Source organism: Streptomyces sp. NBC_00237 (genome assembly GCF_026342435.1).
GTDB lineage: Bacteria > Actinomycetota > Actinomycetes > Streptomycetales > Streptomycetaceae > Streptomyces.
Window position 1 is genome coordinate 1,378,812 of the sequence record NZ_JAPEMT010000002.1, and the last position, 12,978, is coordinate 1,391,789.

Genomic DNA, 12,978 nt, shown 5'->3' on the forward strand with positions numbered 1-12,978 from the left:
CGCGGCTCTCCTCGGGGATGCCTCCGCGACCGCTACGGACGGGTCGAGGTCGGCGTTGTCAGTGCGGCGGTCCACAATGGTCCGCGTCAGCACCCCACGCGTCCCGCACCACCGATTCCGCAACCACCCCTTTGAACAGTGAGAAGGAGCCGCAGCGCGATGGCCCGCCGCAGCACGAAGACCCCGCAGCCGGACGAGGCGTTCGAGGAGAAGATCCTCGACGTCGACGTCGTCGACGAGATGCAGGGCTCCTTCCTTGAGTACGCGTACTCGGTGATCTACTCGCGCGCCCTGCCGGACGCGCGGGACGGTCTGAAGCCGGTGCACCGCCGCATCGTCTACCAGATGAACGAGATGGGCCTGCGCCCCGACCGGGGGTACGTGAAGTGCGCCCGGGTCGTCGGCGAGGTGATGGGCAAGCTGCACCCGCACGGCGACGCGTCCATCTACGACGCACTGGTCCGGATGGCCCAGCCCTTCTCCATGCGGCTGCCGCTGGTCGACGGACACGGGAACTTCGGCTCGCTGGGCAACGACGACCCCCCGGCCGCGATGCGTTACACCGAGAGCCGGATGGCCGACGCCGCGTCGCTGATGACGGAGTCGATCGACGAGAACACCGTCGACTTCAGCCCCAACTACGACGGCAAGGAGCGCGAGCCCGTCACGCTCCCGGCCGCGTACCCGAACCTCCTGGTCAACGGTGCCACCGGCATCGCGGTCGGCATGGCCACCAACATGCCCCCGCACAACCTGGGCGAGGTCGTGGCCGCCGCCCGCCACCTGATCAAGCACCCGGCCGCCGACCTCGAAACGCTGATGCGCTTCGTCCCCGGCCCCGACCTGCCGACCGGCGGCCGGATCGTCGGCCTCGCGGGCATCAAGGACGCGTACGAGAAGGGCCGCGGCACCTTCAAGATCCGCGCGAAGGCCGCCGTGGAGAACGTGACGGCGCGCCGCAAGGGTCTGGTCGTCACGGAACTGCCCTTCACGGTCGGCCCGGAGAAGGTGATCGCGAAGATCAAGGACCTGGTCGGCGCGAAGAAGATCCAGGGCATCGCGGACGTCAAGGACCTCACCGACCGCTCGCACGGCCTGCGCCTGGTCATCGAGATCAAGAACGGCTTCGTGCCGGAGGCCGTCCTCGAACAGCTCTACAAGCTGACGCCGATGGAGGAGTCCTTCGGCATCAACAACGTCGCCCTGGTCGACGGCCAGCCCCTCACGCTGGGCCTCAAGGAGCTCCTTGAGGTCTACCTCGACCACCGCTTCGAGGTCGTACGCCGTCGCAGCGAGTTCCGCCGCACCAAGCGCCGGGACCGGCTGCACCTGGTCGAGGGCCTGCTCGTCGCGCTCATCGACATCGACGAGGTCATCCGCCTCATCCGCTCCAGCGAGAACTCGGCGCAGGCCAAGGAGCGCCTGATCGAGCGCTTCGGCCTCTCCGAGATCCAGACCCAGTACATCCTGGACACCCCGCTGCGCCGCCTCACCAAGTTCGACCGCATCGAGCTGGAGTCGGAGCGCGACCGCCTCAACGGCGAGATCGACGAGCTGACCGGAATCCTCGAATCCGACGTGGAGCTGCGCAAGCTGGTCTCCACCGAACTGGCCGCCGTGGCGAAGAAGTTCGGCACCGAGCGCCGTACGGTCCTGCTGGAGTCCGGCGCTTCGGCGGTCGCCACCGTGCCGCTGGAGGTCCCGGACGACCCGTGCCGCGTCCTCCTCTCCTCCACCGGCCTGCTGGCCCGTACGCCCAACGGCGAGCCCCTGGCCCTGGACGACGCCCGCCGCACCAAGCACGACGTGATCGTCTCCGCCGTCCCCGCGACGGCCCGCGGCGACGTCGGCGCGGTCACCTCCTCCGGCCGTCTCCTGCGCCTGGCCGTCATCGACCTCCCCCAGCTCCCCGACACGGCCTCCGCCCCCAACCTCTCGGGCGGAGCCCCGGTCTCCGAGTTCCTCTCCCTGGAAGCGGACGAGACCCTGATCTGCCTCACCACCCTCGACGAGTCCTCCCCCGGTCTGGCGATCGGCACGGAGCAGGGCGTGGTGAAGCGCGTGGTCCCCGACTACCCCTCCAACAAGGACGAGCTGGAGGTCATCTCCCTCAAGGACGGCGACCGCATCGTCGGCGCGCGGGAACTGCGTACGGGCGAGGAGGACCTCGTCTTCATCACGGACGACGCCCAACTCCTGCGCTACCAGGCCGCGCAGGTCCGTCCGCAGGGCCGCCCGGCAGGCGGCATGGCGGGCATCAAGCTGTCCGCGGGCGCGAAGGTGATCTCCTTCACCGCCGTCGACCCGGCCGCCGACGCCGTGGTCTTCACGGTGGCGGGCTCGAAGGGCACCTTGCTGGGCGACGCGGAATCCTCCGCCAAGCTCACCCCGTTCGACCAGTACCCGCGCAAGGGCAGGGCCACGGGCGGCGTCCGCTGCCAGCGGTTCCTGCGCGGCGAGGACGTCCTGATGCTGGCCTGGGCGGGAGCGGCCCCGGCCAGGGCCGCCCAGCAGAACGGCTCACCGGTCGAACTCCCGGAGATCGACCCGCGCCGCGACGGCTCGGGCACCCCGCTGCCGCAGCAGGTCGCCGCGCTGGCGGGCGCGGTGTAGGGAGCACCCTGCGGGCCGGGCGCCGACTTCGTCGCGCCCGGCCCGCCCCTCTACAGCGCCTGCGACCCGTCCGCTTCCCGCCCACCCTCCTCGTCTTCCTGCACTTCCTGCGCTTCCCGCACTTCCTGTACGTAGCGCAGCACGCCCCACATGGCGCGTTCACCGGGAGTGTCCTTACCGGGCGCGAGGTCCCGCGCACTCGGCTCCGCCACACACTCGCCGAGCCGCTCCCGCAGCGCCGCGCCGTCCGTGCCCGACCCGATCAGCACGAGCTGCGTGAGCCGCTCCTCGCCGTCCCCCCACGCCTCCGGGTAGAACCGCAGGAACCGCCCCACCGCATGCACCGCGTACCGGTTCCGCGCATCGGCCGCGCCGAAGTCGACGTACCCCTTGATCCGGTAGAGCCCTTCGGGCCGCGCGTCGAGGAACGCCATGAGCCGCGCCGCGTCCATCGGCACCTCGGACACGAACTCCACGCTCTCGTACGCGGCGTGCAGATGCCCGGAGTGATCGTCCCCCTCCCCCGCTTCGGCCTCCGCCCTCAGATCCTCGAAACTCAACTGCCACCCGTCTTGCCGGTGCTGGTCGTCGCTCCGCCGGTTGAAGAGAACCTCCGGATCGATCCGCCCGTACTCGGCGGAGATCAGGGTCCCCTCCCCGAGCCCGCCCAACTCCGCCTTGAGCGCGGCGAGCTCCCCCTCCGCCACCCGGTCGGTCTTGTTGAGCACGACCAGATCGGCGATCGCCAGGTGCCGCACGATCTCCGGATGCCTCTTTCGCGTCGCCGCGAACTCCGCCGCGTCCACGACCTCGACCAGCCCCCCGTACACGACGTACGGGCTCTCACTGGCGAGCACCATCTTCACGAGTTCCTGCGGTTCGGCCAGCCCGCTCGCCTCGATGACGATGACGTCGATCCCGGCCCCGGGCTCCGCGAGCTTCTCCAGGTACACATCCAGCTCGCTGGCGTCGACGGCACAGCACAGACACCCGTTCCCGAGCGAAACGGTGCTGTCCCCCAGCTGTCCGGCCACCGCCATCGCATCGATTTCGATCGCCCCGAAGTCATTGACGATCGCCCCGATCCGGGTGCCGCGACTCCGCTTGAGCAGATGATTGAGCAGAGTCGTCTTGCCCGATCCCAGGAATCCTGCGAGGACGACGACGGGAATCTGTTGCGTGGACATCCCCCGATCGTAAAGGAGCCCCCTCCCCGGCCTGCCGGGCGGCGAGCGGTTGTCGGCGGCGCACACCGGGCACACATTCGATATGGCGTGCTTTTGTTCGAGGAATCGTTCCTTCTGTGCGCCGTCTCTCCGCCTCCCACTGGCCGGGACCACCCGCCACCCTGGAAGCCGGAGTTCGGGGGTGGGGCAGGTCATGATCGCGCACGGATGCCGCCGGCACAGGGTGCCGGTAACCGGAATCGCCTACGCCGCGACGTCAGCCGCAGCATGCGCGGCATTTCTCGCACAACTCGCGCAACGCAGATATATGCAACGCCGTATCGAACTCGCGGACAAGCACCGGCTCCAATTCGACTTGCTCTGCAAGGCGATGGACGATCCGGAACTGGCTGCCGTACTCGATACGTACGACGAGGAGATCCCCACCGGCAGGCAACGCCAGTTCCTCCTCGCCAACGCGCTCTACGGCAACCTGCTGCACGCGTACCGCCTCGGCACCATCGACACCTCCGAGACGCTCGCGCACCTCCGGGGGATCTCCCAGAGCGCGATCTTCCGGGACTACTGGGACGCCACCCGGCACCACAGGGAGGCCCTGCCCGCCACGTCCCAGGAGCGGACCCTCGCCGCGATGGTGGACACCGTCGTCGCTCGCGCGAGTGAGGAACGTGATCGATGGTGGGTCACCTGAGCGAATAAATTTCGCTCGAAATAGTGGACCTTCAGACAGAATTGACGACGGCAGCCCACAGAGCGGAATCTGCATGGGCATGCACGGTGGGGAATTTACTCCCTACAGGAATGGGCCCCGTCAATGATCAAACGCAGGATCGGCGCATCTCCTCGCGAACGCGGGAGCATGTCAGGCCAGACCTGTCCGGACATCTTCGAGCTGAACGACGGGAATTTCGCCGTCATCGGCACCGATCTCACGGACACTCTCGACGGGGCCCTGCCGTCCGACGCAGGCCGTGCCGACTACGAGCGGATCGTCGTCATCACCCGCGAAACCCTGATCAGGGCGAAGGCCGACATCCCGGACGCGTAGCTCCCGTCCGGTACGGAGGCCGCCGCACCTCCGTACCGGACGCGCCGCACGGCCCGCGTCCCCGTACGTCTACGGTGCGTACCCATGCGCATCTCCTGGCCCCAGCGCGTCGTCTCCCAGTTCCTCCTGCTGCAACTGGCGATCGCCACCGGCATCACCGTCCTCGCCACCGGCCTCTTCCTCGCCCCCCTCGGCGCGCAGCTCGACGACCAGGCGATGCGGCGGGCGCTGGCCATCGCCCAGACCACCGCGTCCCCCCACGTCGCACGGACCCTGCTCGACTCCCCCGCCGCGCCGGGTGGCCCCGTGCAGGCGGAGGCCGAGCGGATCAGGCGGTCGACCGGGGCCGAGTACGTCGTGATCATGGACCGGCGGGGCGTCCGCTGGTCGCACACCGCCACCGACCGCATCGGCCGGGTCGTCTCCACCAACCCCAGCGACGCCCTGGCGGGACGCGAGGTCATGGAGATCGACAGCGGCACCCTCGGCCCCTCCGCGCGCGGCAAGGTTCCCCTGCACGACGGGACCGGCCGCATCGTCGGCGCGGTCTCCGTCGGCATCGAGTACGACAGCGTCCGCGCCCGCCTCCTCGCCGCGATCCCCGGCCTGCTGGCGTACGCGGGCGGAGCACTCGCCATCGGCGCCCTGGCCGCCTACCTCATCTCGCGCAGGCTCCAGCGCCAGGTGCACGACCTGGCCTTCTCGGACATCGCCGCCCTGCTCGCGGAGCGCGAGGCCATGCTGCACGGCATCCGCGAGGGCGTCGTGGCCCTGGACCCGGCGGGCCGGGTGCGGCTGGTCAACGACGAGGCGCGTCGCCTCCTGGGCATCGGCGACGAGGCGGCGGGCCGCCCGCTGGACGAGGTCCTGGGCGAGGGCCGCACGGCGGACGTCCTCGCGGGACGGGTGTCAGGCGAAGACCTGCTGACCGTACGGGGCCCCCGAGTGCTGGTCGCCAACCGCATGCCCACCGACGACGGCGGCGCCGTGGCCACCCTGCGCGACCGCACCGAACTGGAGCAGCTGGGCCGCGAACTGGACTCCACCCGGGGCCTGATCGACGCCCTGCGCGCCCAGGACCACGAGCACGCCAACCGGATGCACACCCTCCTGGGCCTCCTGGAACTCGGCATGCACGAGGAGGCGATGGAGTTCGTGACGGAGGTGGCGGGAGTACACCGGGCGACGGCCGAGGAGTTCACCGAACGCGTCCACGACCCGCTCCTCGCGGCCCTGCTGGTCGGCAAGTCGACGGTCGCGGCGGAGCGCGCTGTGGTGCTGCGCCCGGCGGCGGAGACGATGCTGCCCGACCGTCTGATCGACCCGCGCGGACTGGTCACGGTGGTCGGCAACCTGGTGGACAACGCACTGGACGCGGCGGCCGGTTCGCCCGACGCGTTCGTGGAGGTGGCGCTGTACGCCCGCGGCCGGGAGGTGGTCCTCCGCGTCACGGACAGCGGCCCCGGGGTGCCGCCCGCCCACCGCGAGTCGATCTTCACGGAAGGCTGGACGACGAAGGAACCCCCGTCCCACGGCAGACGGGGCCTGGGCCTGGCCCTCGTACGACGCCTCGCCGAACGGCACGGCGGCAGCGCCCGAGTCACCCAAGCCCCGGGCGGCGGCGCCGAGTTCACGGTCGTCCTCCCAGAAGCCCTGTCCGGCCCCTAAGCCGCCCCCGCCCCCGTCAGGGCCCGCACCTCCGTCTCCGCGTGCCTCGCCTCGTCCGGTTCGTCGCCGGACATCACCGTCCCCAGCCACCCCGCCAGGAACCCCAGCGGAATCGACACCAACCCCGGGTTCTGCAACGGGAAGTACTGAAAGTCGGCCCCGGGGAACAGCGATTCCGGACTCCCCGAGACCACCGGCGAAACGATCACCAGCAGCACCGCAGGCCCGAGCCCCCCGTACACCGCCCACACCGCCCCCCGTGTCGTGAACCCCCTCCAGAACAGCGAGAACAGCAGTACCGGCAGATTCGCCGAAGCCGCCACCGCGAACGCAAGACCCACCAGGAACGCCACGTTCAGGTCCTTGGCCAGCAGCCCCAGCGCGATCGCCACCACGCCGATCCCTCCGGCCGCGACCCTCGCCACCGCCACCTCGCTGTACGGCTTGCCCCGCTTGCTCCTGCTGCGCAGCGACGCGTACAGGTCGTGGGCGACGGAGGCCGAGGAGGCCAGGGTGATTCCGGCGACGACGGCGAGGATCGTCGCGAAGGCGACTGCGGCGACGACCGCGAAGAGAACCGTTCCTCCTGTGGAACCCGCGCCCCCGCCCACCTCATGGGCCAGCAGCGGAACCGCCGTGTTGCCCGCCGCGTTCGACGCCCGCACCGTGTCGGAGCCGAGCAGGGCCGCCGCGCCGAAGCCGAGGACGATCGTCATCAGGTAGAAGCTGCCGATCAGCCCGATCGACCAGATCACCGAACGGCGCGCGGCCCGCGCCGTGGGCACGGTGTAGAAGCGGGACAGGATGTGCGGCAGCCCCGCCGTGCCGAGCACGAGGGCGAGTCCGAGGCTGATGAAGTCGAGGCGCGCGGTCCAGTCGCCGCCGTACTTGAGCCCGGGCGCGAGGAAGTCGAGACCGTGCCCGCTGCGCGCGGCGGCGGTGGTCAGCAGCTGGTTGAAGTCGCCCCCGAAGCGCACCAGGACCAGGACCGTCAGGGTCAGCGCCCCCGCCATCAGCAGGACCGCCTTGACGATCTGGATCCAGGTGGTGGCCCGCATCCCGCCCAGGGTCACGTAGATGACCATCAGCGCACCGACTCCGACGACCGTCCAGGTCTGCGCCGCCCCGCTGCTCCCGCCGAGCAGCAGCCCCACCAGGGATCCGGCCCCCACCATCTGCGCCACCAGGTACAGCACGGACACCGTCACCGAGGACGTCCCCGCCGCGATCCGCACGGGCCGCTCGCGCATCCGCGAGGCGACGACGTCGGCGAGGGTGAACCGGCCGCAGTTGCGCACCAGTTCCGCCACCAGGAACAGCACGACGAGCCAGGCCACCAGGAACCCGACGGAGTAGAGCATCCCGTCGTAGCCGTACAGGGCGATGAGGCCGGAGATGCCGAGGAAGGACGCGGCGGACATGTAGTCGCCCGCGATGGCGAAACCGTTCTCCATGGGGCTGAAGAGGCGTCCGCCGACGTAGAACTCCTCGGCCGAGCCGTGCCGGTTGCGGCTCACCCACGTGGTGATGGCGAGCGTCGTCGCGACGAAGGCGCTGAACAGGAGCAGTGCCAGGGTCTCGTGGCCGTGATTCACCTGCTGGCCCCTCCCGTCTCGGTCAGCCTGGTCAACTCCTGGGTGTCCCAGCGCAGTTCGAGCGCGGCCCGGTCCCTGCGGAGCCGGGCGTGCCGGGCGTACGCCCAGGTCAACAGGAAGGTGGAGAGGAACTGGCCGAGGCCCGCGACCATCGCCACGTTGACCGCCCCCGCCACCGGCCGGGCCATCAGGGCGGGTGCGGCGGTGGCGGCGACGACGTACGCGACGTACCAGGCGAGGAAGGCGAGGGTCGCGGGGACGACGAACCGCCGGTAGCGGCTGCGCACCTGCTGGAAGGCGGGGCTGCGCTGCACTTCGAGGTAGATCTCGGCGGCGCTGGGACCGTGTTCCGGGGCGGCGCTCTGGTGCGGCACGGCGGGCGACCCGGCTCCCGCGCCGTCGAGTTCCCCCCAGCCGGAGGCGAGCGCGTCGTACCACGGATCGTCGAACCGCATCGCTGCGGCGTCGCGCCCTTCGTGCTTCTCCACCGAACAACTCTCCTTGTCCGCGGCCGGACTGGTCCGCGCGCCCCAGGATGGGCAGACCGGAGAGATCCTCGGATCGGCAATCCCCTCTCTTCACCCCATTAGGTGACGTCTGCTCCCGGCGGGTCCGTGGGTTCCGTACGGGGCGGCCTGGCGAGGCCCTGCCGGTAGGCGTAGCGGACGGCCTGCGCGCGGTCCCGCACGCCGGTCTTCGCGAAGAGGTTGTTGATGTGCGTCTTCACCGTGGCGGGCCCGATCCGCAGGGCCCGCGCGATCTCCGCGTTGGGCAGCCCCTCCGCGATCAGCTCCAGCACCTCGGCCTCGCGGGGCGTGAGCCCGTCCGGCAGTTCGACGGGACCCGGGCCTCCGGCCGCCCCGTACATCAGGGAGGGGGGAGCGGTGACCTGCTCCAGGAGCCTGCGCTGCACCCCGGCCGAGAGCCCCGCCTGCCCGGACATCACGTCCCGCACCGCCCGGAGGATCTCCTCGCCGTCCGCGTCCTTGGTGAGGTAGCCGCGCGCGCCCGCCCGCAGCGCGGGGAAGAGCCAGTCGTCGTCGGCGTACGTCGTCAGCACGACCACCTGCGTGGCGGGATGCCCAGCCCGGATGCGCCGGGTCGCCTCCACCCCGTCGCAGCGGGGCATCCGCAGGTCCATCAGCACCACGTCAGGACCGTACCGGCCGACCAGCTCGACGGCCTCCTCGCCGTCCCGCGCCGATCCGACCACCTCGATGCCGGGCAGCAGCCCCAGCAGCAGCACGATCCCCTCGCGCACCATCGCCTGGTCGTCGACGACCAGCACCCGGACCGCGCCTGCGCCGTCAGGGGCCCCGCCGACTCCGTACCCGCTCACACCGGCATCCGCAGCCGCACCACGAACCCCTTCCCCTCGGGCCCCGCTTCCAGCGTGCCCCCGAACGATTGCGCCCGCTCCCTCATCCCCACCAGACCGTACCCGCCGCCGGTCCCCGCCAGCTCGCCCTGCGCGTCCGGCCGGCCCGAGTCCCGTACCTCCAGGGCCACTTCACCCGGCCGGTAGTCGAGCACGATCCGCGTCGCGGCCCCCGGCGCGTGCTTGCGTACGTTGGTCAGGGCCTCCTGGGCCACCCTGCGCAGCGCCTGGGAGGCGTCCGCGGCAAGCTTCCGGGGCTCCCCCGTGACCCGCACCTCGGCCCGTACGTCTGCCGGGTCCATGGCCGCCAGCTCCCGCAGGTACTCCTCGACGGGGGCCGAGTCGCCGCGCAGCGCCGAGAGCGCCTGACGGGCCTCCGCGAGCCCCTCGCGGGCCATCCTGCGGGCGTCGACTACCCGTTCCAGCACCCCGTCCCTGAACGGTCCCTCGGGCTCCCTCTCGACGAGCAGGCGGGCCGCCTCCAGGTGGACCATCTGGGCGGAGAGGCTGTGCGCGAGGACGTCGTGCATCTCCCGGGCGATACGGGCCCGTTCGGCGAGTGCGGCGGACTCGGCCTCGGCGGCGCGGACGGCCCTCTCCTGCCGCAGCTGCAGGAATCCGGAGCCCCGGGCCTGCGCGTCCAGCCGCAGCATGTACCCGGTGACCAGGACGATGAAGCTCACGATCGCCCCCTCGCGGAGGCTGACCCGCCCCAGCAGCCCGAGCGTGGTCACCAGCGCGGCCCCCACCGGAACCGCGACCGCCAGCGGCAGCCGCACCATCGCCTGCACCACGCAGACCACCAGCAGGATGCCCCCCGCCATGGTCGCGCCCACCGCGTGCGCCCCCACGGCCAGCAGCGCGACGCCCCCGAGCACCCCGAGCGAGGCCGGCAGCCGGTGCCGCAGGGTCAGCCGGTCGTACAGTTCGGCGGCCCCGGTGACCGCGGCCAGCGCGAGCGGCGGCACCACGACGGCGACCCCGTCGAAGACGTCGGCCCCGTACGCCTCCCAGAGGAGCCAGCCGCCGATGCCCAGCCACATGGTCAGGTCGATGGCCATCCGCATCCGGGGCACTCCGATCCGCGACATGGCCTCCTCGGAGGGCCAGGCGGTGAATCCGCCGCTCGACGGCGTCGTCTGCGTGTCCATGCTCCGACGTTACGGAGCCGGACGCCCCCGCGAATCGGAGCGTGGGTGGAGCTTCGCGCTCCACCCACGGGTTGACACAGCGGCAGCGACCGTGCGGATCAGGCGTCGATCCGCGACCTGTCCAGCGTCGCCGCCGCGCTGGTGATGAACTCCTTGCGCGGCGCGACCTCGTTGCCCATGAGCAGGTCGAAGACGCCCTCGGCCGACTCCAGGTCCCCGATGTTGATCCGGCGCAGCGTGCGGTACCTGGGGTCGAGCGTGGTCTCCGCGAGCTGGTCGGCGTCCATCTCGCCGAGGCCCTTGTAGCGCTGGATGTCGTCCTTGTACCGGACGTTCTTGCGCTGGAACTCCAGCAGCGTCTGCCGCAGCTCGTTGTCCGAGTACGTGTAGACGTACTTGTCCTGGCCCTTCTTGGGCTGGACCAGCTCGATCCGGTGCAGCGGCGGAACCGCCGCGAACACGCGCCCCGCCTCCACCATCGGACGCATGTACCGCTGGAACAGCGTCAGCAGCAGGATGCGGATGTGCGCGCCGTCGACGTCGGCGTCGACGAGGAGCACGATCTTGCCGTAGCGCGCGGCGTCGATGTCGAAGGTCCGGCCGGACCCCGCTCCTATGACCTGGATGATCGCGCCGCACTCGGCGTTCTTCAGCATGTCCGAGACGGACGCCTTCTGAACGTTGAGGATCTTGCCCCGGATCGGCAGGAGCGCCTGGAACTCGGAGTTCCGCGCCAGCTTGGCCGTACCGAGCGCGGAGTCCCCCTCGACGATGAAGAGCTCGCTGCGCTCCACGTCGTCGCTGCGGCAGTCCGCCAGCTTCGCGGGCAGCGAGGAGGACTCCAGGGCCGTCTTCCGGCGCTGGGCGTCCTTGTGCTGGCGGGCCGCGATGCGGGTCCGCGCGGCGGCGACGATCTTGTCCAGCACCGAGCGGGCCTGCGCCTTGGCGTCGCGCTTGGTGGAGGTCAGGAAGCCCTTGAGCTCCTTGGCGACCACGTTGGCGACGATGCGGTTGGCGGCGGAGGTGCCCAGCACTTCCTTGGTCTGACCCTCGAACTGCGGCTCCGCGAGCCGTACGGTCACGACCGCGGTGAGGCCCTCCATGGCGTCGTCCTTGACGACGTCGTCCTCGGCGACGCGCAGCAGCTTGGCGGAGCGGAGCGTCTCGTTCACCGTCTTGGTGAGGGAGCGCTCGAAGCCGGAGACGTGGGTGCCGCCCTTGGGGGTGGCGATGATGTTCACGAAGGACTTGACCGTGGTGTCGTACCCGGTGCCCCAGCGCAGCGCGATGTCCACGGCCAGTTCGCGGGTGACCTCGGTGGGCGTCATGTGGCCGCGGTCGTCCAGGACCGGGACGGTCTCCTTGAAGGTTCCCGTCCCGCTGAGCCGCATGACGTCGCAGATCGCCTTGTCCTGCGCGAGGTACTCGCAGAACTCGCTGATGCCGCCGTCGAAGCGGAACGTCTCTTCGCTCTTGCCGACACCTTCCAGGTCCCGCTCGTCGCGGACGACGATGGTCAGTCCCGGCACCAGGAAGGCCGTCTGCCGGGCGCGCTGGTAGAGCGTGTCCAGGGAGAGCTTGGCGTCCTTGAGGAAGATCTGGCGGTCCGCCCAGTAGCGCACGCGGGTACCGGTGCGGCCCTTGGGGACCCGCTTGCCCTTGCGGAGCCCGTTACCCGGGTCGAAGGGGGCGTCGGGGCCCGACTCGGTGAAGATGCCGGGGACGCCCCGGCGGAAGCTGATCGAGTGCGTGACGCTGCGGTCGACCTCGACGTCGAGTCGGGCGGAGAGCGCGTTCACCACGGAGGCGCCCACGCCGTGCAGACCGCCGGAGGCGGCGTACGAGCCGCCGCCGAACTTGCCGCCCGCGTGCAGCTTGGTCAGCACGACCTCGACGCCGGACAGGCCCGTCTTGGGCTCGACGTCGACCGGGATGCCCCGGCCGTTGTCCTGGACCTCGACGGAGCCGTCCTGGTGGAGGATCACCTCGATGCGGTCGCAGTGGCCGCCGAGGGCCTCGTCGACGGAGTTGTCGATGATCTCCCAGAGGCAGTGCATCAGGCCGCGGCTGTCGGTGGACCCGATGTACATGCCGGGACGCTTGCGGACCGCCTCAAGACCTTCGAGGACGAGCAGGTGCCGCGCGGTGTAATTGGAACCGTCACGGTCCGCGCCGCTCAGCAGTGCGGTGGACGGGACGGTCGTATCGGCGGTCACGCGGTTCGCTCCTCGCTGAATTTCAAATGGGCCCCGATGGGGTACGGGGTCGGCGTCGTTCGCCGCTCAGAGGGTAACGGGGCCTGGTAGAGCGGGTGTAACGCCACCCTCGGGAAAACTCA

10 protein-coding genes are annotated in these 12,978 nt (G+C 70.7%); 4 read left to right on the forward strand and 6 right to left on the reverse strand.

Features of this window, described 5'->3' with window-relative positions:
- Positions 1–159 precede the first annotated feature (159 nt).
- A complete protein-coding gene (locus tag OG897_RS20020) occupies positions 160–2,613 on the forward strand; it encodes a DNA topoisomerase (ATP-hydrolyzing) subunit A (protein ID WP_266658568.1) in 2,454 nt (817 codons plus the stop codon).
- A gap of 50 nt (positions 2,614–2,663) precedes the next feature.
- Here OG897_RS20020 and OG897_RS20025 read toward each other — a convergent pair whose 3' ends face one another.
- Positions 2,664–3,800: a GTP-binding protein gene (locus OG897_RS20025; RefSeq protein WP_266658569.1), complete on the reverse strand. Its 1,137-nt coding sequence runs from the start codon at positions 3,798–3,800 to the stop codon at positions 2,664–2,666.
- Between the two features lie 193 nt (positions 3,801–3,993).
- Here OG897_RS20025 and OG897_RS20030 point away from each other — a divergent pair, with 193 nt between their 5' ends.
- The 3 genes from OG897_RS20030 (at position 3,994) to OG897_RS20040 (ending at position 6,516) form a co-directional block, all read left to right on the forward strand.
- Positions 3,994–4,491 carry a DUF6082 family protein gene (locus OG897_RS20030; RefSeq protein ID WP_266658570.1) on the forward strand — a complete coding sequence of 166 codons (498 nt, stop codon included), beginning with the start codon at positions 3,994–3,996 and terminating at the stop codon, positions 4,489–4,491.
- A 123-nt stretch (positions 4,492–4,614) separates the two neighbouring features.
- Positions 4,615–4,848 carry a hypothetical protein gene (locus tag OG897_RS20035; protein ID WP_266658571.1) on the forward strand — a complete coding sequence of 78 codons (234 nt, stop codon included), beginning with the start codon at positions 4,615–4,617 and terminating at the stop codon, positions 4,846–4,848.
- An 84-nt stretch (positions 4,849–4,932) separates the two neighbouring features.
- Complete coding sequence (locus tag OG897_RS20040) at positions 4,933–6,516, forward strand: sensor histidine kinase (RefSeq protein WP_266658572.1); 1,584 nt, start codon at positions 4,933–4,935, stop codon at positions 6,514–6,516.
- Here the strand turns inward: OG897_RS20040 and OG897_RS20045 are convergent.
- From OG897_RS20045 to OG897_RS20065, 5 genes are all read right to left on the reverse strand, one after another.
- Complete coding sequence (locus OG897_RS20045; protein ID WP_266658573.1) at positions 6,513–8,111, reverse strand: cation acetate symporter; 1,599 nt, start codon at positions 8,109–8,111, stop codon at positions 6,513–6,515. The two genes, OG897_RS20040 and OG897_RS20045, sit on opposite strands and share 4 nt — an antisense overlap.
- A complete protein-coding gene (locus OG897_RS20050) occupies positions 8,108–8,566 on the reverse strand; it encodes a DUF485 domain-containing protein (protein ID WP_266660337.1) in 459 nt (152 codons plus the stop codon). Before OG897_RS20050 ends, OG897_RS20045 begins: the two co-directional genes overlap by 4 nt.
- Positions 8,567–8,697: 131 nt before the next feature.
- Positions 8,698–9,450 (reverse strand): response regulator transcription factor, encoded by a 753-nt coding sequence (locus tag OG897_RS20055; protein WP_266658574.1) that lies wholly within the window; start codon positions 9,448–9,450, stop codon positions 8,698–8,700.
- Complete coding sequence (locus tag OG897_RS20060; protein WP_266658575.1) at positions 9,447–10,640, reverse strand: sensor histidine kinase; 1,194 nt, start codon at positions 10,638–10,640, stop codon at positions 9,447–9,449. Before OG897_RS20060 ends, OG897_RS20055 begins: the two co-directional genes overlap by 4 nt.
- A 98-nt stretch (positions 10,641–10,738) precedes the next feature.
- On the reverse strand, positions 10,739–12,856 hold the full coding sequence (locus tag OG897_RS20065; RefSeq protein ID WP_266658576.1) for a type IIA DNA topoisomerase subunit B: 2,118 nt from the start codon (positions 12,854–12,856) through the stop codon (positions 10,739–10,741).
- Positions 12,857–12,978: the final 122 nt, after the last annotated feature.